This is a genomic window from Sphingobacterium tabacisoli, from assembly GCF_017908035.1.
GTDB classification, from domain to species: domain Bacteria; phylum Bacteroidota; class Bacteroidia; order Sphingobacteriales; family Sphingobacteriaceae; genus Sphingobacterium; species Sphingobacterium tabacisoli.
Genome location: NZ_JAEQMU010000007.1, coordinates 1 through 24319, shown reverse-complemented (window position 1 = coordinate 24319; position 24319 = coordinate 1). Strand labels below are relative to the sequence as shown.

Below are 24319 nucleotides of genomic sequence, written 5' to 3'. Positions count from 1 at the left end.
AACATTTTGTATTTATTCCTTAAAATATCCGTTAAATAGGGTATTTTTGAAGAATAATGGCATATAAGTTCATAGATAATTACAGGGAAAAAGGGGCGAGAAATAATCTCGTAAAGCATCTTGAGAGCAGAGGGATTCAAGATGTAAAGGTGCTAAAGGCCATTGGAAAGGTGCCTAGGCACTACTTCTTTGATGAGACTTTTTGGAATCAGGCATATAAAGATATTGCTTTTCCAATAGGAGATGGGCAGACAATCTCTCAACCCTATACTGTGGCTTATCAGTCGGAACTCCTACATGTCAAAAGGGGGGACAAAATCTTGGAAATAGGAACAGGATCTGGTTATCAAACCTGTATTTTGTTGGAACTTGGGGCGGAGGTATTTACTATCGAACGTCAGGAGAGTTTATACAATCGTACCATCCAAGTGCTTCCGTATATGGGATATAAACCTCATTTTTTTTTAGGAGATGGGTCTAAAGGAATTGCACAGTACGCTCCCTATGATAAGATTATTGTTACCGCTGGCGCACCATTTGTCCCCGAAGTGATGTTGCAACAGTTGAAGTTGGGGGGGCTTTTAGTAATACCTGTTGGGGACGAGAAAACACAGAAAATGGTGACTATCCTTCGGGTTGGAGAAAATGACTTTGAACGAATAGAATTAGATACTTTTAGGTTTGTTCCTCTAGTAGGTGACAAAGCCTGGTAAAACGACTTTAAAATGAGAGACCTTTATCAAGAAAATATACAACAAGCTAGTTTGGAGCTTTCCTCTTTGGAGAAAAAAATCAATACAAATAGCTTGTTGCGGTTGGGAGTTATCCTGATTGGTGGTGGAGCTCTTTTTAAGGTGTTTCAACTTAATAACGTTTGGCTATTGTTTATTGTCGTTCTGGCTATCGTCCTCGTGTTTGCTTATCTCGTACTTCGGCAAAGCCGATTGGAAAAGTCAAAAGCAGAAAGCCAAGCCTTCTTACGTGTTAATCAAAATGAAATAGATGTGATGGAGGGAGGGATTAATATGTATAGTGACGGCGAAATTTATGATAGCGGCAAACATCCGTATGTATCCGATTTGGATATTTTTGGACCTAAGTCTCTTTTCGCGAAGATCAATCGAGCTGCAACAGCAGATGGGGTAGAACGATTAGCATCCTGGTTTAGTGGCGCCGTTAGCAAAGTGCAGGTTCTGCAGCGGCAAGAAGCCAGTGCTGAGTTGAGTGTTAAGGGGATGTGGGTACAGAATCTACAGAAAAAACTCCTTTTTAACTTAGGGCAAAAAACTAACATTCGAACTTTTTTATCAAGATATCTCCAAGATGGTGCACTCGATTTCGGGTCAGGGGTACTCCGATTTTATGTACCTATCGCGCCTTATATATTGCTTAGTGGGGTGTTGTTTTCATTGTTCGTTACTCCAATCTGGAACGTATTGCTGTTAGTGGGGATTGCCCACTTAGGCTGGACGCTCGCACTGGCAGGTAAAGTGAGTTATTTTTCTTCCCGAATAGACAAGATAGGCGCTACTTTGATTGCGTATTCTGACGCTGTTAAAATGATTGAGGAAGAAGAGTTCTCTGCCGAAATGACCAAAGCCTTACAGGCTAGTCTCAAGACGGATGAGCGGGAGAACCTTTCTGTGGCTTTTCGTCGTCTAGGGGCATTGGTTGATAAACTCGATGCCCGGAATAATATTTTAATAGGCTCCATTCTAAATATCGTATTGCTATGGGACTTTAAGCAGGTGTTGGCTATAGTCAAATGGAAAAAAAGCTATGAAGGAAATATCTTGAATACTTTCGATATCATGGCTGATTTTGAGGCTCTGACGAGTTTGGCTGTTTTAAAACGTAATCATCCAGATTGGACCACTCCAATCCTGTTGGACGATACCAGTAAAGATGGAATTGTCGCAAATCGAATAAATCATCCCCTGATTCCTGAAGGGAAGGCGGTATCAAACGATTATAATGCCCAAGATCACCGAATTGCTTTAGTTACGGGGTCGAATATGGCGGGTAAAAGTACATTTTTACGCACAGTAGGAATAAATGGAGTTTTAGCATATGCTGGAGCGGTTGTGTGTGCCGAAAGACTAGAGCTTCCTATTTATAAACTCGTTTCGTACATGCGCATTAAAGATGATCTTAATGAAAGCACCTCGACATTTAAGGCTGAGCTCGATCGCATGAAATTTATTTTGGAATTGGTAGAAAAAGAGCCTGATACTTTTGTCCTGATTGATGAAATGTTAAGAGGAACGAACTCTGTCGATAAATATCTTGGGTCGAAGGCTATTATCAAAAAATTAATTGCCATGGACGGGAAAGGTATGGTAGCGACACATGATTTACAGTTGGCGTCTTTACAGGATGAATATGTAGGCGTGCTTAAGAATTACCATTTTGATATTCAGGTAGAGAATGGTGAGATGTTATTTGACTACAAGTTGAAGGATGGAAAGTGTACCATATTTAATGCTTCATTACTGTTAAAAGGGATAGGTGTTGAAGTTGACAGTTGATAAAACACTACCTTTGTGGAAATTTATTCAAAAATGACACTTGAAGAAAAGATAAGCGCATCCGAAACGCGTGTATGTACAACGGTTTTTCCTTTTTTGACCAATCATCACGATACGTTATTTGGTGGTAAAGCAATGGCTATAATGGATGAGGTTTCTTTTATGGCTGCCACAAGGTTTTGTCGCAAAACGTTAGTTACGGTATCTACAGACCGTATTGATTTTAAAAAAGCTATTCCCTCCGGAAGTATTATTGAAGCTATCGCAAGGGTAGATAGTGTAGGCCGTACAAGTTTAAAGATAAAGGTAGAAATCTATCTGGAGCATATGTACGAAGAAGGTAGAGAACTTGCAATTCAGGGGCTTTTTACTTTTGTGGCACTTGATGAAAATAAAAAGCCAATCCCTGTCTTGCAAGGATTAGATATAGATTAATTATTACGGACGACAGGTTCTAAGTTTTCTAATTCTTCTGCAGTAAATAAGCGATAATGAATTTTGAATGTTTTACCTAGAGGTGTTTCGAGTGAGAAACCTCCTGGGCCAAATCCTTCTAGGACATCTAGCGTGAAGTGGGAGTACTTCCAGTATTCGAATAAGTCGCGGTCTATCCAAAATTCATAGTCTTTGATATGACCTATTAATACATCGTTCATTCGTGGGAAATAACCTCCTTGTTCGAAGCATTGTGGCTGTGTCCCTTCACAACATCCTCCTGCTTGGTAAAACATAAGTGGCCCATGTTTCTGTTCGAGCTCTTCTACGAGCTGCAAGGCTTTTTCGGTAGCGTCTAGGCGTGCAATCATGATAATGGTGATTTGAAGATATAGCCTCTTCCTTTATTCTAGAGGGAGAGGCTATATTCAGGGTTAAAAGAATCCCAATTTTTCTTTGTTGTAGGATATCAGCATGTTTTTAGTCTGTCTGTAGTGTCCCAACATCATTTTGTGATTTTCACGGCCTATTCCCGATTGCTTATAGCCTCCAAATGGGGCTCCTGCAGGATAAGAATGATATTGGTTTACCCAAACACGTCCAGCTTGGATAGCGCGTGGGATCTGATACAATTGATGTGCATCGCGAGTCCAAACACCAGCTCCTAAACCGTAAATCGTATCATTAGCCAGTTCTATTGCTTCTTTTTCATCTTTAAAAGTCGTCACTGCAAGGACAGGTCCAAAGATCTCCTCTTGGAAAATGCGCATTTTGTTATGGCCTTTGAACAAAGTTGGTTTGATGTAATAGCCCTCTTCAAAACCAGCTCCTACATTGTTTTGATCTCCTCCTGTTAATACCTCTGCACCTTCTTCCTTACCCAATTGGATATAGGACATGATTTTGTCTTTTTGGATTTTTGAGGCTTGTGCCCCCATCATAGTGCTTGGGTCTAACGGATCACCAACTTTAATTTGATTTACCCGATCAATTACCTTTGCAATAAAGCGGTCATAAATATCTTCTTGTATAAGAAGGCGAGAAGGGCAGGTACAGATTTCACCTTGGTTAAGGGCAAATAGAACTGCACCTTCGATGGCTTTATCCAGGAAAGCATCATCCTCATCCATTACAGAGTTAAAGAATATATTTGGAGATTTACCTCCAAGTTCTAGCGTGACAGTTATAATGTTTTCTGTGGCATATTGCATAACAAGTCTTCCTGTCGCTGTGGATCCTGTAAATGCTGCTTTGGATACTTTAGGATTTGTGACTAAGGCTCTGCCTAGTTCCGAGCCAAATCCATTGACTATATTGATTACACCAGCTGGGATTAGGTCTCCGATAAGTTCCATAAGAACCAAGATAGAAGTTGGTGTGCTTTCTGCTGGCTTAAGGACAACGGTATTGCCAGCAGCGAGTGCCGGAGCTAGTTTCCATACTGCCATTAAAATAGGGAAGTTCCACGGGATAATCTGTGCAACAACTCCAATAGGTTCATGGACAATTAAGGATACTGTGTTTGCGTCAAGCTCTGTCAATGACCCTTCTTCTGCTCGGATTACTCCAGCAAAGTATCTAAAGTGATCTATGGCTAGGGGAATATCTGCGTTCAATGTTTCCCGCACTGCTTTTCCATTATCTATCGTCTCTACTGCAGCTATATATTCCAGATTAGCTTCAATGCGGTCAGCAATTTTGTTCAAAATGATACTACGCTCTGTCGCAGAGGTTTTACCCCAGGTTTCAAAAGCTTTTGCCGCTGCGTCGACAGCGATATCAAGGTCCTCTTTTGTAGAATGCGCTACTTGTGTGAAAACTTTTCCATCGACAGGAGATATATTGTCAAAGTACTTTCCTTGTGTTGGTGCAACAAATTTGCCACCGATGTAGTTGTCATAACGTTCTTTAAACGTTGGTCTTTTAATCGTACTCATATTGTTAACTTTTAATTTTTAAAATCTCATTTTATCAAATTTAGCCATCGATTTTTCAATGCTGTAGCATTATCGTTTCAAAGCATAGCATTATTGAGGCGGGTATTGGTTTGTTTTATTTTTGTTATATTTGAGTGACTGCCGATTATAAAGTATTTGATATGACAAATAATACTAGGGTACAATTGTTGCCGCTTTCTAAAGAGCGTGAAATATCTACACTTGTCGAAAATAGACGAGCATTTACATTGGATAATTTAGAACTGCATATTTACGAAACCTATAAGCCGTCGGAAAGAGTTCCCCTGCGGTTTGATGATATAGTGATGATTAATATGATACAAGGGAAGAAGGTCATGCATATTAATAATGTTCAGTCTTTTGAATATTTGCCTGGTGAGATGATCGTGCTACCTGCTTCGGTTGGTATGAATATTGATTTTCCGGAAGCTGATTTTGGAAATCCGACACAATGTACTGCGCTGACCGTCAGTAGGGAAAAGATCGGGAGGATCATGGATTATCTTAATGAATTTTATCCAAAGATGAGTCTTTCTGGTAATTGGAAGTTGGATAGTGAACAGTATCATCTCTACAACACTCCTGAGCTTGCAGAACTTTTGAATAAACTGTTTAAGATTATGACAGGGACAAATCCGTTAAAGAATGCCCTAGCGGACTTAACATTTAAAGAGCTTGTTATAAGATTGCTACAGGCGCAGTCCATGTTAGTATTAGAATTGGGGAAGTCAGCGAGTACGGTACTCCAACATCTGCAAGATTTTGTTCAAAAACACGTTTCTGAAAAGTTAACATTAGACAGCCTAGGAAAGGCTGCCAATATGAGTAGGTCCAGTTTGATTAGAATGTTTAAGCAAGAGCTGGGGATTAGTCCTATGGAATTTGTCATTCGGCAGCGTATAGCCAAATCCAAAGAGCTTTTAAGAGTTACCCAGAGTGTAAAAGAATCTTGCTTCGGAGCAGGATTCAATGATGTGAACTACTTTGTCCGGATTTTTAAAAATAGGGAGGGACTTACACCAGGTGCATTCATCTTGACTTAATACTTCATGATTCGGTCAAGTTCTCGTTTGTTTTCACGCTCTTTGATAGTCTCTCGTTTGTCAAAGTCTTTTTTACCTTGAGCCAAGGCAATCTCCACTTTGGCAAAGCCTCTCTCGCTAATGAAAATGCGCAAAGGAACGATAGTGAAACCCTTTTCTTCACCTTTTTCTTTTAGCTTTTTTAGCTCTTTTTTAGTAAGTAGAAGTTTTCTGTCTCGTTTGGCTTCATGGTTATAAAATGATCCAAATGAATATTCGGCAATGTGCATGTTACGAATGTAAAGCCCATCATGCAAAAAAGAACAAAAACTGTCGTTGATATTTGCCTTTCCTTCTCGGATAGATTTAATTTCTGTGCCCAATAGTTGAACACCTGCTACATACTTGTCAATCAGGTGATACTCAAATGAAGCCCTCTTGTTTTTTATGTTGATTTGAGACGATAATGCCATAACTATAATTAACTGAAGTGCAAATGTAATAAATTTGAAGGTCGATAATGTCAAAACCTATTGTTTGTTTATTAACAATAATTTAACTTTATTATATTTATATGCTTTTTGGTTGTGGTTTATACTGCAAAGTTTTGTAAGTTTGCACGTTTTACAACTAGATTAGAGATAGAGTACAATTATGAGAACGACATACTAAGGCAATGTTAGTTTAACGTCATTTGTTAACGAAAATTGTTTACCTTAATATAGATTTCATAGTTTTGACGTTTATTTTAGTTTGGTCAAAAAGTTAAATAGTAATCGCGTAAATAGAAATACCTATAGCATGAGCAAGGGAAAGTTAAGTGAAAGAACATCAAGTTTTCTAAAAAAGGAACTAGAGCCAATTAAAGCTAATGATTTGTATGCTTATTTTAGGCCTATCCAATCTAAACAAGATACGGAAGTCCTTATTGATGGAAAGCGTGTATTGATGTTTGGATCAAACTCTTATTTAGGATTAACCACTGATTCGCGTATTATCGAAGCTTCTCAAGATGCTTTGGCAAAATACGGAACAGGTTGTGCTGGATCCCGGTTTTTGAATGGCACGTTGGACATACACGTGGAATTGGAAGAGAAATTAGCGGACTATGTAGGTAAAGACGCAGCCGTATTGTTTAGTACAGGATTTCAATCTAATCTAGGACCTCTATCCTGTCTTACAGGAAGGAATGATTATATTTTATTGGACGAGAGAAATCACGCATCTATCATCGATGGCAGTAGACTTTCATTTTCCAAAGTGATCAAGTATGCGCATAATGATATGGAAGACCTTCGTGCGAAGATTGCTAGACTTCCGGAAGATAGTCTAAAGTTGATCGCTACGGATGGTATCTTTAGTATGGAGGGAGATATCGTCAAATTACCTGAGCTTGTTAAGGTAGCAGAGGAGTTTGATGCAGCGATATTGTGTGACGATGCGCATAGCTTAGGTGTGATAGGTGAAAAAGGAGCTGGAACGGGTAGTCATTTTGGATTGACGGACCAGGTTGACCTTATAATGGGAACATTCAGTAAGTCTTTGGCGTCTCTTGGAGGTTTTGTCGCCGCTGATAAAGATACTATTGAATATTTAAAACATAGAGCACGATCATTAATGTTTAGTGCGAGTATGACTCCAGCATCAGTTGCTTCTACGTTAAAGGCCTTGGAGATTATCCAAACAGAGCCAGAACATATAGAAAAGCTTTGGGCTAATACGCACTATGCAAAAAAATTACTAATCGAAAATGGCTTTGATCTAGGCGATACAGAGAGCCCTATCTTACCTATTTTTGTACGTAACAATGATAAAACTTATATCGTTACGAAAATGCTTCAGGATAACGGAGTCTTCGTCAATCCTGTCGTAGCTCCAGCTGTACCTGCTGAAGAGTCGTTAATTCGCTTTTCTCTGATGGCTACACATACTTTTGATCAGATTGATGAAGCGATTGATAAGATGGCAAAAGTGTTTAAAGCATTAGAAGTAGAGCGTTACAAAAAGGTTATATAGATACGATATTATCCACTTTTAGGAAGGCCATGATAACAATCATACCTGTAGTAACAAAAAAACAACGTGCGGAATTCATAGATTTTCCGCATGCTTTGTATTTAGGGAATCCAAATTACGTGCCCGAATTATTTATCGCACAGAGTGATCTGCTAAACCCCAAAAAGCATCCCTTTTATAAACATTCAGAAGCACAACTTTTTTTGGCCTATAAGGACAGTAAAGTTGTTGGTAGAATAGCAGCAATATGGAATAATCGCCACAACTCGATTAACAATTTGAATGAGGGGCAGTTTGGATACTTTGATTCTATTGATAATCAGGAAGTAGCTGACGGATTGTTTGACGCAGCATTAGGCTGGATAAGAGAAAAAGGTGGAAATAATATTGTTGGCCCGATCAATCTCTCAACAAATGAGACTTGTGGGTTGCTCGTAGAAGGTTTTGATATGCCTCCAATGGCAATGATGCCTTATAACAGTCCTTATTATCTCGATTTAATAAGCAATTATGGCTTTGATAAAAAAGTGGATCTCTTAGCTTATAACGTGAGAACAGAAACTGCCAGTACGCGTGCCGTTCAACTCATGGATAGACTAGAGGAGCGTTTAGGTAGATCAGGAATAAAGCTAAGAACGATTAACTTAAAAGACTTTAAAAACGAAGCAGCTAAGATTCGGGAAGTGTATAACAAGGCATGGGATAAGAATCTCGGATTTGTCCCTATGACTGATGAAGAGTTTGATTATATCGCCGAAGACTTAAAAATGATTGTTGATCCTCGTTTCTGTATTATAGCAGAAAAAGGAGAAAAAATAATCGGTTTCGCGGTAGGAATTCCCAATGTTAATGAAATCCAAATCAATATAAAACGTGGACGCTTATTGCCAACGGGTATTTTTAAATTGTTATTTGGTAAAAAGAATATTAAATCCCTACGTGTCCTGATGTTAGGGGTTTTAGAAGGTTATCGGAAACTAGGAATTGAGGCATGTTTGTACGGTCGGATTATCAGGAATGCTAAGCCTGCCGGTATACGCGGTGCGGAATGTTCCTGGATGTTAGAAACAAACTACTTAATGAATCACGCCATTGAGCAAATTAATGGTGAACTATACAAACGCTATCGTTTATACGAGAAGGCGATATGAGGAAAAAAGTATTTATAACAGGTGCTAGTGGTTTTGTGGGGTCTCATCTGGTAGAAGAGGCAAGACGAAGAGGGTATGAGGTCCACGCTGCTGTAAGAAAAACCAGTAAGATTGATGCTATTCAGCATGCTGTTGATAAATTCGTGTTTCCGAATATGGGTGATTCTGACGAGCTAATCTCCTTATTTCAACAAGAACAGTACAGTTATATCATACATGCCGCAGCGATGACTAAAGCAAAACGTGAAAGCGATATGTTGAAGGTTAACGTCGGATATACCGAAAACATTTTAAAGGCTTCGTTAGCAATAAAGGATGTCTTAGAAAGAATAGTATATGTTAGTAGTCTGGCGGCAATAGGTCCAATTGGTTTTGATAGCCCATTTTTAATTACAGAAAACACACCTTACAATCCCCTGACTGTATACGGCCGTAGTAAGAGAACTTCGGAAGAAATGATTAAGACCAACTTTTCTGATAGTCCTATTTCCGTACTGAGGCCTACAGCAGTGTATGGACCGCGCGAGAAGGACTTATTTATTCTCTTTGATACCTTGAGTAAGGGATTTGATCCTTATATTGGTAGCAAACCTCAAAAGTTGAGCTTTGTCTATGTAAAGGACCTTGTTGATGTTATTCTTAATTCGTGTACGCAACCACAGCAAGGGCTACAGTTTTATAATATCACAGATGGTCAGGTCTATTCGAGGTATGCCATGGCTGATGTTTTTAGAAATACATTTAATAAAAAGTCTTTTCGTCTGCATATTCCTTATGCTCTAGTGGCTTTTGTCGCTAAAATTTCGCAATCACTTTATGCACGATCTGAAAAAACTCCAGTTTTATATCCTGAGCGTTTGGCAGAACTCACCGCTGAAAATTGGGGATGTAATATAGAAAAAGCCCAGAATGATTTAGCGTTCAAAGCTAAATATGATTTGTCCTCCGGATTGGAAGAAACGTTGTTATGGTATAAAACAAATAATTGGTTGTAATAAAGAGAGATATGAGCGAGCAAAAAATCAATAAGAAACTGTTTCAAGACAGAAAGCGTACTAACATATTAAGTAATCCGGAACAGCGATTTATCAGCTATCTAGTACCACGCATACCAGACTGGATCACTTCGGATGGGCTCACGGCTATTGGGTTTTTAGGATCCATTATGATTCTTGTCAGTTTCTTGTTGGCTGAATATGTTGATAAAGATCTTTTGTTGTTAGCAATTCCTGGTTTTTTTATCCAGTGGTTTGGTGATTCTCTCGATGGAAGAATAGCCTATTATCGTAATAAATCACGTAAATGGTACGGTTTCGCTCTAGATATAGTGATGGATTGGGTCAGTACAGTGTTCATAGGATTAGGCTACATGTTGTATACCGTTGGGGATTTTAAATATTTGGGCTTTGCATTGGTGGCGCTCTATGGATGGGCAATGATTATATCTCAATTGCGTTACAGAATTACTGACAAATATACAATTGACGCTGGATTATTAGGCCCTACAGAAATAAGGGTTGTTGTCTGTTTGGTACTGCTTGTTGAAGTTCTGTTCAAAGGATCGATTGATTATAGCGTATTAGGAATTTGTGTGATCTTGTTTTTTATCAATGTAGGAGATACATTAAAACTATTGGCTGTAGGTGATGCGAAAGATAAAGAAGAAAAGCTAGCTAAACAGAAGGCCGAACAAGAGAAAACGGATGACGTTCAGGCTTAAAGAGTTTTTAAAAGCACAGTTATCTGCTTTTGTAGGTGGATTAGTAGATTTTGGTATCTATTCTTTTTGCTACAAAGTCCTATTGATTTCAGCTCCTTTTTCTAATGTCGTCAGTGGCAGTTTAGGAGCTGTTGTTAATTTTACTATTAATCGGTACTGGTCATTTAATAACACAGCAGTTCCTTTAGCAAACCAACTCTGGAAGTTTATTATCGTAGTCGCTGGAAGTATTTTTCTCAAATCTACTGGTATCCATTTTTTAGTAGAGGTCTGGGACTGTCATTTTTTGCTGTCTAAAGGGATCGTGGAGCTAATCGTGTCTTTAGGATTTAATTTTACTTTACAAAAGTACTGGGTCTTTAAAAAGTAGTTTTCAGAAGTATTCATTCCGTATGCAAAGCCAATTGTCACAGGAAAGTCTGAACATCAGACATCGGACACTTTCATAACACTTTTTTTACAGAGCACTGCGCCTTTCTGCTGTTTGCTTTTCTATATTTGCAACATATGTTGCGCATACTACATTTTTTAGTGCTTTTTGGTTACCTCAATGTCCTCTGTTATGAGGTGCAGTATTGCAATATGTTAGACTTCAGGCCTGTTATTTCTGGAGAAACCTTTCTCGAGGTGGTTTTAGAAGAAATCCTAGATATCACAGATTCAGAACAACAGGAGACAGCGCCACAAATTTTCTTTGACGACTATCGTATTTTCTTTCTTTCTTTAGGCGTACTTCCTACTATTCTTTTTGTTGTTTGGTTATTACGAAAGCTATTTCTCTTTACCAAAACGATAAAGCACCCTCGCTATGAATCGAAGAGGCTCTGCTTACCTGGATACTATACATTCCTGTATAGGTATCGCCCATTCTAATTTTTACAATCCCATCTTATTTGTTTAATAATCGCTTATGAGACTAGATTTAGTTCTCGTAAGTCTCTTTGTTTTTTATCGATTTTTTAATATTTAATTCACTCATAATTAGCTATGAAGAAAAGTAAACTCATGTATCCAATATTTGGGTGCCTGTTATTTGGCGCGTCCTGTACTGCTAGCAGCAATGAAAATAAATCCGAGGAACAAGCCAAGGTTGTGCCTGTGACTGGCCTCCTACAGATGGATACCATTATTTACAAAGAGTATATTGCCGATATTCAATCCCAAAGGAACGTAGAGCTGCGCTCTAGACTATCGGGTTTTTTAAATAGAATTTATGTTGATGAGGGGGCTTTCGTCAGGAAGGGACAGGTTTTGTTTAGCCTTAATGATGAAGAGTATAAGGCTGATTTTGCGCGTGCAGAAGCGGGTTTAAATACAGCAAAAGCCGAGGTGAAAAAAGTGGAGCTAGAGTTAGAAAGGACAGGAAAGCTGGTACAGAAAGGTATCATCAGTACCACAGAGCAGGATTTGCTCAAAGTACAGCTTAAAGCCGCTATTTCAAAGGTGCAGGAAGCTGATGCCATATTGAATCAAGCAAGAACCAAGCTAAGCCATACCCAGATTAGAGCGCCTTTTGATGGTCGTATTGACCGGATTTTGCTCAAGGAAGGTTCGTTGTTGAGCGAAGGTGCATTGATCACTTCCATTTCTGATTTAGAAAGAGTAAACGTTTATTATAATATTTCTGAATCTGAATATCTTGCTATTGCATCTGATTCTTCATTTAACAGGAATAAATTCCAGCAAGAAGTACGCTTGATATTAGCCAATGGCGAGGTGTATCCTTATACAGGGATAGCCGAGATCGTTGAAAGTGAGTTTGAGGCTAGTACAGGATCCATTTCTTTGCGCGCCAAGTTCGATAACCCCAAGGGATTACTAAAGCACGGTGCCTCAGGGCGAATTGGAGTGCCGACGCAGACAGGAAATCTGACATTCGTACATCAAAAGTCCGTATTTGAAATTCAGGACAAAGCTTATGTTTATGCGGTAGAGGGTAATAAAGTTAAGATGATGCCATTTAAGAATGGCCAGCGCGTTGGACATTATTATGTGGTAGAAGACGGGTTACCTGCGGACACAAAGGTCGTTTTTGAAGGCGTACAGTCTTTGCGAGATGGCATGAGCATACAACCGAAACCGATTAATAATTAGAACGGAGGCGATTTAGATGTTTGAAACGTATATTAGAAAGCCGGTGTTATCACTGGTAATCTCAATTTTTATCACCCTTTTGGGTTTGTTGGCATTATTTACCTTGCCAATTACACAATTTCCTGATATTGTTCCACCCTCTGTTGTAGTAACAGCTAATTATACTGGAGCCAATGCGGAGGTGAGTACCAATGCTGTGGCTATTCCTTTGGAACGTGCTATCAACGGAGTCGCGGGGATGACCTATATGAATAGCGTCTCCACCAACAACGGTACTACATTAATTCAGGTGTTTTTCAAAGTAGGGGTTGATCCGGATATTGCAGCGGTAAACGTTCAGAATAGGGTTACGACCGTATTGGATGAGTTGCCCGAAGAAGTAATCAAGGCGGGAGTCACCACCGAGAAAGAGGTGAATAGTATGTTGATGTACCTCAATCTGTATACAGACGATGAGACGGCAGACGAAAGATTCATTTATAACTTTACAGATATTAATGTTCTTAAAGAGCTGAAACGTATTGAAGGGGTAGGTTTTGCACAAATTATGGGAATGAAGGATTATGCAATGCGCATCTGGGTAAAACCTGATCGGCTTTCTGCTTATTCTATTTCTACAGAAGAACTTGTGGCAGCGTTGAGGAGACAAAATATAGAAGCAGCGCCTGGTCAGACCGGAATAAGTTCCGATAAGGCAGTGAATATGCAGCAATATGTGCTTCGTTACCCTGGTAAGTTTACGGAGGTAAGCGAGTACGAAAATGTACCTATCCGGGCAAATGCAGATGGTTCGATAATCCGTATCAAGGATATTGCCGATGTTGAATTTGGGTCCTTAGATTACGAAATGGTATCTAAGACAGATGGTAGACCTTCTGCTTCGATCATGTTAAAGCAGTTGCCTGGTTCCAATGCGCAGGATGTAATTCAGAGTGTAAAAGATAGAATGGAAGAGCTAAAAGGAGCAACCTTTCCTCCAGGGATGACGTATACCATGGGATATGATGTGTCGAGATTCCTGAATGCTTCGATATCTAGTGTACTTATCACGCTATTAGAAGCTTTTGTTCTCGTGTTTCTGGTTGTGTTTATCTTCCTTCAAGATTTTAGGGCAACCGTAATTCCTATTCTTGCAGTACCGGTTAGTTTGATTGGAGCCCTGTTCTTTATGCAGATGATGGGATTTTCTATCAACCTTTTGACCTTATTTGCGTTAGTGCTAGCCATCGGTATTGTCGTCGATAATGGTATTGTCGTGGTCGAGGCTGTGTATGCCAAGATGGAGGATGAACATCTTCCTCCGCTGGAAGCAACCATTGCGGCGATGAAGGAAGTTGGTAGTGCCGTAATTGCAATTACGTTGGTCATGTCGGCGGTATTCATACCTGTTGCCTTTCTTTCAGGACCGGTAGGTATTTTCTATCGACAGTTTTCACTGACATTGGCTGCATCTATTGTTATATCCGGAATTAATGCCCTCACGCTTACACCAGCGTTATGTGCCTTGATTCTGAAATCACCTCATGATAAAAAGGAAAGCAACGGTTTGCTAGCCCGTTTTTTCAAAGGTTTTAACGCTGCATACGATCGAATAGGGGGAGGTTATAAAAATTTATTGACACGTATAGCAGGACGGAGAGTCGTTACATTGGGGGCGCTAGCCTTGATGTTTGTACTTACTTGGGGTTCTGCAGCCATTCTGCCTACTGGATTTATTCCGACAGAAGATCAAGGAATGATTTATGTCGCTGTGACTACTCCTCCTGGCGCTACGGTAGATCGTACTGAAAAGGTTCTTGATGAGGTAGATAGGATTGCTCGAGAGTTGGATATCGTAGAGACTGTATCCACATTAGCCGGATATAGTATTGTGACTGAGGTGTCGGGGGCATCCTATGGTATGGGGATGATTAACCTGAAGGCGTGGGATCAGCGTGACGAAAGCGTGGACGACGTAATGACGATTCTTAGAGAGAAAACTAGCCATATCGCAGATGCAACAATAGAGTTTTTTCCACCGCCAACAGTCCCTGGCTTCGGTAACTCTTCCGGATTTGAGCTGCGTTTGTTAGATAAAAGTGGTAATGAAGATTTATCAAAAACGAGTATTGTATTAAATGATTTTATTAAAGAGTTGAACAACGACGATGTAATAGAGAGTACCAGTACTACTTTTGATGTTAATTTTCCGCAATACATGCTTGAAATTGATTACGATTTAGCAGCTAAGAAAGGTATTTCTGTTGAGAATTCGATGAATACCTTACAGACCCTTTTAGGGAGTCAGTATGCTACCAATTTTATCCGTTATGGACAGATGTATAAAGTGATGGTTCAGTCTGATGCATTTTCCCGTCAAAAACCAGAAGATGTTTTGGCACTATATGTAAAGACCGCAGATGGAGAGATGGTTCCTTATTCCTCATTTATGACTATGAAGCGCGTATATGGGCCAGAACAGATTACACGATATAATATGTTTAGTTCTGCGATGATTACTGGTCAAGCTGCTGCAGGGTTTAGTTCTGGACAGGCTATTGAAGCGGTAGAGCGTATTGCGGAGAATCTCCCGCAGGGATACGAAATCGAATGGTCGGGAATGACAAGAGAGCAAAAGATATCAGGTAACCAGGCCGGATATATCTTCTTACTCTGTCTTGTATTCGTGTATTTGCTCTTGGCAGCGCAGTATGAGAGCTTTCTGCTTCCACTGCCCGTCATTTTATGTTTACCGGCCGGAATCTTTGGGGCCTTTATCTTCTTGAAGATCTTTGGTCTTGAAAATAATATTTATGCGCAGGTCGCATTAGTAATGCTTATTGGATTGTTAGGTAAAAATGCCATCCTAATTGTGGAATATGCCAACTTGAAGTACAAGCAAGGGATGGATATTTTTACAGCTTCCGTAGAAGGGGCGGTGGCGAGATTACGTCCAATCTTAATGACTTCTTTTGCATTTGCAGCAGGGCTTATTCCATTGATGTTGGCAAATGGAGCAGGTGCCGTTGGTAACAGGACTATTGGTACGGCTTCAGTGGGAGGGATGGTAATTGGAACCATTTTGGGAGTTATTGTAATTCCTGGGTTAGTGGTTTTATTTTCCAAGCGTAATAAGCCTAAAAAAACAGGTCAGGTAGTAGCTGTGTTAGTAGCTCTGTTGTTGGTGTCTTCTTGTACTGTTCCTAAGAAAGTCACAAAATCTGAGTTAAGTCAAGATGTAAAAGTCAATGCTCAAACGGTATTGGCAGACAGTATTTCCTTAGGAGATATTCCTTGGCAGCAGGTGTTTTCTGATCCTTATTTAAAAGGCCTTATTGATACTGTTTTAGTAAATAATAGAGACCTCAAGCAAGCTATCCACCGTATTGAAGTGGCGCAAGCTAATTTTAGGCAACGTAAGGCTGCATTGTTGCCAACGTTGGATGCAGCCATAGAGGCCGGACTTCGGAAATATGGCCACTATACTGAATCTGGTATTGGTAATTACGATTCTAATTTTTCGGATAATTTGACGTCAGACGAAAAACTACCCGAGCCATTTATTCCAGACTATTTCGTTGGTGTGCGTTCATCGTGGGAAATAGATCTTTGGGGAAAATTACGAAATAGAAGAGAAGCTGCTTTTATGGGGTTGTTAGCAGAAAGCGAAACTAAGCGGTTATTACAAACCGAACTCATTAGTAGCGTTGCTGCAGCATACTTTGAACTGATCGCGTTGGATCAGAAAGTAAAGGTATATGAGCAGAATATACTATTGCATGAACGAGCTTTAAGTATTATTGAAGCACAGAAAGAGGCTGGCCGGGCAGACGAACTAGGTGTACAACAGTTTAAATCTATTCTAGCTGAATCTAAGGGACGCAGGGCTTTGGCTATGCAAGAAATAGTCGGATACGAACACCAGGTAAACCAACTTTTAGGAAGAGTGTATCAACCTATTGCGAGGACAAAAGAACATGTCCCAAATCATGAGATATTCCAAGAACTCCATGTTGGTAACATTGATTTACTTTTTAATAACCGTATCGATATCCGAAGGGCAGCATTGGAATTGCAGGGTAACTATAGCGACTTGGAAGTTGCTAGGCTCTCCTTTCTTCCTTCTGTTGCGATCAGTCCCTATTTTGGATTACAGACTTTTAGTATAGACCAACTTTTCAATTTGGACAAGTCTGTTGCTTATGGAGTTTTAGGTAGTGTCACAGTCCCAATTTTCAGACAACGGGAATTGAAGTCGCAGTATGAAGTCATGAAAGCAAATTATGGAATAGCATTTTTGGAGTATGAAAAAGTGATTTTGAATGCCGTGAATGAAATTTCTTTGGCACTGCATACACAAGGTGCTATTGCAGAACGTGAAGTGTTAGTTCATCATCAGGTAGAAGCTTTAGAATCTGCTATTATTGCGGCTGAAGAGCTTTTTATTGCAGGACGAGTCAATTATTTGGATATTGTAACAGCACAGAAAGATGTTATAGGAGCTCAGGAAGCACAGGTGGATGTATTGAAGGAAAAGATGCTAAATCAAGTTGTTTTGTACAAAGCCCTAGGTGGTGGTTGGAAATAGTAGCTTAAATCTTTGAAAATGAAAGGACTCTCCAGTTTTGGAGAGTCTTTTTTTTGCCTTTTAACCTAATAATAGGTCTTTTTATTCTGTTAAAGACTGTTAAAAGAAACAAGGAAAAGCCCAAACTTGCATTGTTTTTGCGTTCTTGAGTGTAACAGATCAGTTACGTTTTATTAATTTGCTAAAATCTAGTTAAGTAATATGAGAAAAAGGAAAGTGAGTTTTTATATTTCAATTGTTTCAATGACAGCTTTAGTCATTGCTACATTTTACAGTTGTTTTATCGGTAAGTCCGAAGAGAATGAAGTTACAGCCAAGCCCTTAGCACTCCCTGTATATACGGTCAATGCGAGTGATGCAACGACGATAAAGACGTATTTGGGGACTATCGAGGGGAAGGTAAACGTAGAAGTACGACCTCAGGTAGAGGGACTTTTACAGGAAATCTATGTAGATGAAGGTTCCTTTGTCGAGAAGGGACAGAAGCTATTTAAGGTAGATGCATCAGCTTACCAAGAATTGTTGAATAATAGTGTTGCTAATCAGAATGTTGCCAAAGCAAAGTTAAAGAATGCACGTTTAGAGATAGAGCGATTGAAGCCCTTGGTTGACAACGATGTTATTTCTGAGGTTCGCCTGCGGTCAGCTCAATCCGATTATGATGTTGCTAAAGCTTCTTTAGACCAGGCTACAGCTGCAGTTCGTAGTGCCGAAATCAATCAAGGTTTTACTATAATCACAGCGCCAGTTAGTGGATATATTGGTCGTATTCCGAAGCGAATAGGTAATCTTGTTGGTAAAGGGGATAAAGAGCCATTGACTGTATTGTCCGATGTGCAGGATGTATATGTGTATTTTTCTATGAATGAGTCTGATTTTTTATACTTCTCAAAATTAAAAGTCAAAGAGGATAGTATCAATGGAATTCCAAAAAGCAGGAATGCATTAAGCTTTCCAGACGCTATCTTGATTTTGGCGGATGGTGAAGAATACACGAACAAAGGAGCTGTCGACGCAATCAATGGACAGGTAGATCGTACGACTGGAGCAATTTCATTAAGAGCTTCTTTTCCGAATGCTGACAATATGTTGCGAAGTGGAAGTACGGGAACTTTAAAAATATCCGAGGTAAAGAAAAATGTAATCCAGATTCCACAAATAGCAACTAGTGAGTTGCAAGACAAAACCTTTGTCTATGTGTTGGACAAGGAAGACAAAGTGCGCCGCCGTGTTGTTACGATAGGTGGCAAGAGTAAAGATAATTATATCATCGCGGACGGTCTTACCGTAGGCGAACGTGTCTTACTGACCGGCTTGGATAAGATTACTGAAGGATCTACAGTAACCCCAATTCAACAATAATTTTCAATGTAGCAAAGTTTCTCGCGCCGTCTTAACTGATGGCGCTTGAAAACTATTGCTTGTTAAATCCAAACAATATGTTAAAAACCTTCATAAACAAACCTGTATTAGCTACGGTGATGTCCCTAATCTTAGTGATTTTAGGACTGGTGGGACTAAAGACCTTACCGATCACTCGGTTTCCAGAAATAGCTCCACCAAGTGTTGTTGTTTCATTGAGCTATCCAGGAGCGAACTCGGAGACCGTTGCGGAGAGTGTCTTACTGCCTATTGAAGAAGCTATAAATGGGGTAGAAGATATGACTTATATCAAATCGTCTGCTACTAACTCGGGGGCAGGCTCTGTACAGGTGTTTTTTAAAACAGGAACTAATCCCGATATCGCTTCGGTAAATGTACAGACACGAATATCAAAAGCTATTAGTGCTATACCTGCAGAAGTAAATGAAAACGGAATTACAGTGCAGCCGCGACAAAGTGGTGCTATTATGACTATAAATATCTTCTCGGATCATCAGGATTCTGTATACGATGAGACATTTCTGCAGGCTTTCTCGCAGATTAATATGATACGACCTCTACTACGTGTGGACGGTGTAGCTCAAGTCTCTCGATTAGGTGCACGGGATTATTCTATGCGGGTATGGCTGAATCCAGAAAAGCTAGCACTTTATGATATTATCCCCCAGGATGTTACTAAGGCTTTGAATGATCAGAACTTTGAGATTGCTCCAGGTAAATTTGGAGAGACCTCAGATGAGGTCTTTGAAACGGTGATTAAGCATAAAGGACGGTTCAGTAAGCCAGAAGAATTTGAAAACATGGTCATCAAAACGAATAAAGATGGGTCCATACTTTACCTCAAAGATATTGCACGCATTGAATTTGGAGCAACCAATTTAGGAAGTGATAATAAAGTCGATGGTAATCCAGGTCTGACTTTGAATATTACACAAACGAGCGGATCGAATGCGCATCAGATTGATATAGAGGTTCGGAAAGTGCTTGAGGAATTGTCAAAATCTTTTCCAGAAGGGATTCATTATGAGATCTCCTATAGCGTCAGAGATCAGATTGATCAGTCGATTAATCAAGTGAAGACCACTTTGTTTGAAGCTTTTATTTTAGTTTTTATCATCGTGTTTATTTTCCTACAGGATTTCCGTTCTACTTTGATACCTGCGATCGCGATCCCTGTTTCTTTGATAGGAACTTTCTTTTTCCTTAGTCTGTTTGGTTTTTCGCTTAATGTACTAACGATGTTTGCGCTAGTGCTGGCTATTGGTATTGTTGTCGATGATGCGATTGTCGTAGTGGAAGCGATTCATCAAAAAATGCACGAGACTGGAATGCGGGCAAAAGATGCTACTGTGCAGACAATGTCCGAAATTACAGGAGCAATATTGTCTATAACAATGGTGATGGCCGCAGTATTTCTACCTGTAGGATTTATGGAAGGACCTGTTGGTATTTTTTATAGACAGTTTGCTTATACCCTTGCTACCGCTATTTTGATTTCAGCTTTCAATGCATTGACTCTTTCACCTGCGTTGTGTGCATTGCTTTTAAAGCCGATTCACCCCAAGGATATCGAAGCTGAAGAGGATTTGAGTAAAGTACAAAAATACAAGCAACGATTCTTTAATGCCTTCAATGCATCTTTTGATAGATTCACAGAAAAATATATTGTTGGGGTAAAATATTTGATTGGGCATAAGAAAATTGCATTTGGTGGATTATTGCTAGTTACTATCATAGGTGTTCTATTCTTGTTTTATACACCAAAGAGTTTTATCCCTACTGAGGACGATAGTTTTGTTACTTATTCCTTGGCAATGCCTCCTGGGGCTTCTTTGTCGAGAACCACTGCCGTTTTGCGTCAGGCCGATAGTATTCTACAAAAACGCGAAGATATTGCTGGGATGACCACTGTTTCTGGTTTTAATGTTTTGGGGGGAGGGACAAGCCCTGCGTTTGCAGCGGGTTATATTAATGTGAAACCTCATGCAGAACGAAAAGAAATTAAAAATATAAATGCATTTATGGATACGGTTCGCAAAGATTTGTCAGTGATCAATGAGGCAACATTTAAAGTTTTTCCAAGGCCCACAGTACAAGGGTTTGGTGATTTTGCCGGCGTAGAGTTAGTTCTTCAAGACAGGTTGGGAGGAGATATTCGAGATTTTGATATTGTTGCGGACTCCTTTATCAATAAAATCAACACGCTGAAAGAGGTGGACAATGCGTATACTTCATTTAAATCCAATTTTCCACAGTACGAAGCAGATATTGATGTCGTGAAAGCAAAAAGTATGGGCGTAGACATTAAAGAAATGATGAATACAATCCGGATGTACTTTGCGCGAGTGAGTGCAGGAGATTTCAATCGCTTTGGACGTACCTATCGGGTATATATGCAGTCAGATTTTGAGCATCGTACAGATCCAGAATCGTTAAACTCCATTTTTGTCCGCAATAAGGAAGGGAAAATGGTGCCTGTCGGGACATTAATGACACTCAATAAAGTAGTGGGACCAGAGACCATAGCACGATATAATCTCTACAATGCCATTACGGTAAATATTAATCCTTCATCGGGTTATAGTACAGGAGATGTGATGCAGGCAATAGAAAAGTTGGCGGTTCAACAATTGCCAGGTAATTTTGGATATGAATGGACCGGAATGTCTTACGAAGAGAGTAAATCTGGTTCGCAGACTGTACTGATCTTTGGTTTAAGTATTTTGTTTATTTATTTCTTGTTAGCCGCACAATATGAAAGTTATATTTTACCATGGGCAGTGTTGCTTTCTGTTCCTGTTGGATTAGTCGGTGTTTTCGCGACAGTTTTAATGGCTGGTTTAGAAAATAATATTTACGTGCAGGTTGGGCTCATTATGTTGATAGGCTTGTTAGCAAAAAATGCAATTCTTATTGTCGAGTTTGCTGTTCAGCAGCGGGATAAAGGAATGAGTATATACAATGCCGCTATTGAGGGTGCAAAGTTGAGATTGAGACCTATTTTGATGACCTCTTTGGCATTTGTGGCAGGTTTAGTGCCTCTTATGTGGTCTGTTGGGCCATCGGCTATTGGTAACCATTCTATTAGTTTTAGTGCTGCAGGTGGCATGCTTGCTGGGGTTGCTTTTGGTATTTTTATTATCCCAGTACTCTTTGTTGTTTTTAAAACACTAGATGAGCGAGTCAAGTTGAAATTTAAGTCGGAGGAGGATTAATTATGAATAATATGTCGATAAAAACAATTTTATATCTATTTACGGGTGTTTTTTTTCTGACAGGGTGCAAAGTCGGAGAGAAATATAAACAACCTAATTTGAATACGCTTGATTCATTCCGATCCGCCTGGACGACAGATGAAGGAGATTCTTCACTAAGTCAAATTGAGTGGAGGAACTTCTTTAACGATAGTAATCTGATTACTCTGATTGATAGTGGCCTTTCCCGCAATTATGATATACGGATTGCGTTAAAGAATATAGAAATAGCGAATCGGAATCTAAGGATCAATAAGTTAAACTATTTACCTGCTGTAGACGCTAATATTGCGACAGTGAATCAACAGTATCGCTCAAAAGATTTTTATGGCTCAGCCTCATCCAAATGGTATGAACAAAAAGGGAAAAAGGCTCCAGAATCTATGGCGAAATATCAATCACAGTACGCTACAGGGCTAGAGTTTAGTTGGGAATTGGATATTTGGGGTAAGATAGGGCAAGAAGGGGATGTTTTGAAAGCAAGTTGGCTGGATACGAAAGAAGCGAAAATAGCAATTCAGACGAAACTCATTGCGGATATTGCGACCGGCTATTTTAATCTATTGATGTTGGATGCACAGATTGAAGTCGCTAAAAGGAATCTACAATTGAATGACAGTACGTTGCGCATGATAAAGTTACAGTTTGATGCTGGTGAAATCACAGCATTGGCTATCCAACAGACCGAGTCACAGCGATTGGTTGCGGCTTCGCTGATCCCAGATTTAGAAAAGGAAATTACAATTCAAGAAAATTCGTTGAGAATGCTGGTCGGAGATATGCCTGCTGCGGTGAATAGAAATAATACATTAAATGATAGTCTCATCAACTTTGATCAAGATATCTCTTTGGGGAGCCCGTTGGATATTATCCGTAATCGACCGGACATCAGGCAGGCTGAGTATGCTCTGGTTGCTGCCAATGCTCAGATGAATGTAGCGCAGATTATGCGATATCCAAGTATAAGTTTAAGTGGAGTTTTTGGAGTAAATGCCATGTTGGCAAAAAATTGGTTTAATATACCTGGTGCATTACTTGGGGGGATAGCAGGTGGAGTAACAGCTCCTGTATTTCGGAATAAAAAACTTAAGAATCAGTATGAGGTAGCAAAAATAGAGCGGGAGAAGGTGGAACTCGATTTTCAGCGTCAGGTTATGGAGGCTGTTGGAGAAGTATCGAATACAATTATAACTGTAGAAAAGCAGAAGGAACAGTTAAACTTAGCGGAAGAGCGGGTTTCAAACTCAGAACTCGCCGTGAAAAATGCCTCTTTATTATTTAAAAGTGGGTATGCTACCTATTTGGAGGTAATTACGGCGCAGAGTAATGCTTTAAAGAGTGAATTAGATTTAGTAGAGTTGAAGCAAAGACAATTGAACGCATGTGTGACCTTGTATAGATCCTTAGGCGGTGGGTGGAGATAGTTCGCAGGAGCATTCTTTTTTACTCCTATGTACCTGCTTTAAATTTTACAGGGGTTATGTTGTGTTATAATAGAGGTTTTATAGAGGGTTCATAGAGGTAAACCACTATAAAAGCTCTGTTACGCCTTATTTAAATCCCTGCTGATCCTGCCCTATGATAGGAATAATATGCCTTTTTTGCAGTCCATGGTGCCTGTGTGCTTTCTTCTTTCAATTTTATTGTACGCTGTTCCAGCGTTTTACGTTATATGATGTAAAATAGTCTGTGTTATGTCTTTGAAATGTGGTCTGAAAGTTTCTATCTTTGCACCACTCCGCGAGGGAGGGGCGGTTCTTCGGAACGATGACATAAGGTAGATAGAGCGGTTATTTTACGGTTTAATCCGTTAGATCCGATGCTCTGAAATCTTCTCCGGAAATTATTTTAAAATAAAATTTGGAGGTTTAAAAAAGATTCCTACCTTTGCAGTCCCAACAGAAACGAAGGGCGGTCGCCGCAAGGGGGGGGCGGAAAAACAAAATGACAAGTCACATCTTCGGATGTCGATAATAAAAGCAGAAGCGCGATGCGGATGCGGACAAAGTTCTTTAAGGAAATGATCATGTAACGTAACGAGTAGTTGAGAAACAACGAAAGTTAAAAAAAACTCAACCTGTCAATCATAGAATCAGAAATTATTTAAATAAAGACAATTCTATTTTTTATAAATAGTCTTGATCTTACACTTCATTTTACTATGGAGAGTTTGATCCTGGCTCAGGATGAA

The 24319-nt window shown here is 39.6% G+C and carries 18 protein-coding genes; 15 read left to right on the top strand and 3 right to left on the bottom strand.

Annotated features, from left to right (window positions below; all coding sequences use genetic code 11):
- Positions 1 to 56: 56 nt before the first annotated feature.
- From JKG64_RS20650 to JKG64_RS20640, 3 genes are read left to right on the top strand one after another with little or no spacing between them, the layout of a single operon-like run.
- Entirely contained in the window at positions 57 to 713 is a 657-nt protein-coding gene (locus JKG64_RS20650; RefSeq protein WP_133585944.1) for a protein-L-isoaspartate(D-aspartate) O-methyltransferase, read from the top strand.
- 12 nt (positions 714 to 725) lie between these two features.
- Complete coding sequence (locus tag JKG64_RS20645; protein ID WP_210356168.1) at positions 726 to 2528, top strand: MutS-related protein; 1803 nt, start codon at positions 726 to 728, stop codon at positions 2526 to 2528.
- Between the two features lie 33 nt (positions 2529 to 2561).
- The gene (locus JKG64_RS20640; protein WP_210356323.1) at positions 2562 to 2963 is read left to right on the top strand and encodes an acyl-CoA thioesterase; all 402 of its coding nucleotides are present in this window, start codon (positions 2562 to 2564) and stop codon (positions 2961 to 2963) included.
- Here the strand turns inward: JKG64_RS20640 and JKG64_RS20635 are convergent.
- Entirely contained in the window at positions 2960 to 3334 is a 375-nt protein-coding gene (locus JKG64_RS20635) for a DUF779 domain-containing protein (RefSeq protein WP_210356167.1), read from the bottom strand. The genes JKG64_RS20640 and JKG64_RS20635 overlap by 4 nt on opposite strands.
- A gap of 63 nt (positions 3335 to 3397) precedes the next feature.
- Complete coding sequence (locus JKG64_RS20630; RefSeq protein ID WP_210356166.1) at positions 3398 to 4900, bottom strand: aldehyde dehydrogenase family protein; 1503 nt, start codon at positions 4898 to 4900, stop codon at positions 3398 to 3400.
- 161 nt (positions 4901 to 5061) lie between these two features.
- On the opposite strand from JKG64_RS20630, the gene JKG64_RS20625 reads away from it, so the two are divergent.
- Positions 5062 to 5964: an AraC family transcriptional regulator gene (locus JKG64_RS20625; protein WP_210356165.1), complete on the top strand. Its 903-nt coding sequence runs from the start codon at positions 5062 to 5064 to the stop codon at positions 5962 to 5964.
- On the opposite strand, the gene smpB is transcribed toward JKG64_RS20625, so the two are convergent.
- Positions 5961 to 6416, bottom strand: a complete 456-nt coding sequence (smpB, locus tag JKG64_RS20620; protein WP_210356164.1) for an SsrA-binding protein SmpB — start codon at positions 6414 to 6416, stop codon at positions 5961 to 5963. The genes JKG64_RS20625 and smpB overlap by 4 nt on opposite strands.
- A 328-nt stretch (positions 6417 to 6744) precedes the next feature.
- On the opposite strand from smpB, the gene spt reads away from it, so the two are divergent.
- From spt to JKG64_RS20565, 11 genes are all read left to right on the top strand, one after another.
- Positions 6745 to 7959 carry a serine palmitoyltransferase gene (gene spt / locus JKG64_RS20615; RefSeq protein ID WP_210356163.1) on the top strand — a complete coding sequence of 405 codons (1215 nt, stop codon included), beginning with the start codon at positions 6745 to 6747 and terminating at the stop codon, positions 7957 to 7959.
- Between the two features lie 29 nt (positions 7960 to 7988).
- On the top strand, positions 7989 to 9110 hold the full coding sequence (locus JKG64_RS20610) for a hypothetical protein (RefSeq protein ID WP_210356162.1): 1122 nt from the start codon (positions 7989 to 7991) through the stop codon (positions 9108 to 9110).
- Entirely contained in the window at positions 9107 to 10105 is a 999-nt protein-coding gene (locus JKG64_RS20605) for an NAD-dependent epimerase/dehydratase family protein (RefSeq protein WP_210356161.1), read from the top strand. Before JKG64_RS20610 ends, JKG64_RS20605 begins: the two co-directional genes overlap by 4 nt.
- 11 nt (positions 10106 to 10116) lie before the next feature.
- Positions 10117 to 10830 carry a CDP-alcohol phosphatidyltransferase family protein gene (locus JKG64_RS20600; RefSeq protein ID WP_210356160.1) on the top strand — a complete coding sequence of 238 codons (714 nt, stop codon included), beginning with the start codon at positions 10117 to 10119 and terminating at the stop codon, positions 10828 to 10830.
- Positions 10814 to 11200 (top strand): GtrA family protein, encoded by a 387-nt coding sequence (locus JKG64_RS20595; RefSeq protein WP_210356159.1) that lies wholly within the window; start codon positions 10814 to 10816, stop codon positions 11198 to 11200. The genes JKG64_RS20600 and JKG64_RS20595 overlap by 17 nt, the downstream gene beginning before the upstream one ends.
- Positions 11201 to 11337: 137 nt before the next feature.
- Complete coding sequence (locus JKG64_RS20590) at positions 11338 to 11703, top strand: hypothetical protein (RefSeq protein ID WP_210356158.1); 366 nt, start codon at positions 11338 to 11340, stop codon at positions 11701 to 11703.
- 114 nt (positions 11704 to 11817) lie between these two features.
- Positions 11818 to 12924 (top strand): efflux RND transporter periplasmic adaptor subunit, encoded by a 1107-nt coding sequence (locus JKG64_RS20585; protein WP_210356157.1) that lies wholly within the window; start codon positions 11818 to 11820, stop codon positions 12922 to 12924.
- Positions 12925 to 12940: 16 nt separating this feature from the next.
- Positions 12941 to 17491: an efflux RND transporter permease subunit gene (locus JKG64_RS20580; protein ID WP_210356156.1), complete on the top strand. Its 4551-nt coding sequence runs from the start codon at positions 12941 to 12943 to the stop codon at positions 17489 to 17491.
- Between the two features lie 201 nt (positions 17492 to 17692).
- Complete coding sequence (locus JKG64_RS20575) at positions 17693 to 18853, top strand: efflux RND transporter periplasmic adaptor subunit (RefSeq protein WP_210356155.1); 1161 nt, start codon at positions 17693 to 17695, stop codon at positions 18851 to 18853.
- Positions 18854 to 18930: 77 nt separating this feature from the next.
- A complete protein-coding gene (locus JKG64_RS20570) occupies positions 18931 to 22089 on the top strand; it encodes an efflux RND transporter permease subunit (protein WP_210356154.1) in 3159 nt (1052 codons plus the stop codon).
- Between the two features lie 11 nt (positions 22090 to 22100).
- On the top strand, positions 22101 to 23552 hold the full coding sequence (locus JKG64_RS20565; RefSeq protein WP_246512732.1) for an efflux transporter outer membrane subunit: 1452 nt from the start codon (positions 22101 to 22103) through the stop codon (positions 23550 to 23552).
- Positions 23553 to 24319: the final 767 nt, after the last annotated feature.

Coding starts and splice junctions, on each gene's coding strand:
- JKG64_RS20650 (WP_133585944.1), top strand. CDS start 57: ATGGCATATAAGTTCATAGATAATTACAGGGAAAAAGGGGCGAGAAAT.
- JKG64_RS20645 (WP_210356168.1), top strand. CDS start 726: ATGAGAGACCTTTATCAAGAAAATATACAACAAGCTAGTTTGGAGCTT.
- JKG64_RS20640 (WP_210356323.1), top strand. CDS start 2,562: ATGACACTTGAAGAAAAGATAAGCGCATCCGAAACGCGTGTATGTACA.
- JKG64_RS20635 (WP_210356167.1), bottom strand. CDS start 3,334: ATGATTGCACGCCTAGACGCTACCGAAAAAGCCTTGCAGCTCGTAGAA.
- JKG64_RS20630 (WP_210356166.1), bottom strand. CDS start 4,900: ATGAGTACGATTAAAAGACCAACGTTTAAAGAACGTTATGACAACTAC.
- JKG64_RS20625 (WP_210356165.1), top strand. CDS start 5,062: ATGACAAATAATACTAGGGTACAATTGTTGCCGCTTTCTAAAGAGCGT.
- smpB (WP_210356164.1), bottom strand. CDS start 6,416: ATGGCATTATCGTCTCAAATCAACATAAAAAACAAGAGGGCTTCATTT.
- spt (WP_210356163.1), top strand. CDS start 6,745: ATGAGCAAGGGAAAGTTAAGTGAAAGAACATCAAGTTTTCTAAAAAAG.
- JKG64_RS20610 (WP_210356162.1), top strand. CDS start 7,989: ATGATAACAATCATACCTGTAGTAACAAAAAAACAACGTGCGGAATTC.
- JKG64_RS20605 (WP_210356161.1), top strand. CDS start 9,107: ATGAGGAAAAAAGTATTTATAACAGGTGCTAGTGGTTTTGTGGGGTCT.
- JKG64_RS20600 (WP_210356160.1), top strand. CDS start 10,117: ATGAGCGAGCAAAAAATCAATAAGAAACTGTTTCAAGACAGAAAGCGT.
- JKG64_RS20595 (WP_210356159.1), top strand. CDS start 10,814: ATGACGTTCAGGCTTAAAGAGTTTTTAAAAGCACAGTTATCTGCTTTT.
- JKG64_RS20590 (WP_210356158.1), top strand. CDS start 11,338: ATGTTGCGCATACTACATTTTTTAGTGCTTTTTGGTTACCTCAATGTC.
- JKG64_RS20585 (WP_210356157.1), top strand. CDS start 11,818: ATGAAGAAAAGTAAACTCATGTATCCAATATTTGGGTGCCTGTTATTT.
- JKG64_RS20580 (WP_210356156.1), top strand. CDS start 12,941: ATGTTTGAAACGTATATTAGAAAGCCGGTGTTATCACTGGTAATCTCA.
- JKG64_RS20575 (WP_210356155.1), top strand. CDS start 17,693: ATGAGAAAAAGGAAAGTGAGTTTTTATATTTCAATTGTTTCAATGACA.
- JKG64_RS20570 (WP_210356154.1), top strand. CDS start 18,931: ATGTTAAAAACCTTCATAAACAAACCTGTATTAGCTACGGTGATGTCC.
- JKG64_RS20565 (WP_246512732.1), top strand. CDS start 22,101: ATGTCGATAAAAACAATTTTATATCTATTTACGGGTGTTTTTTTTCTG.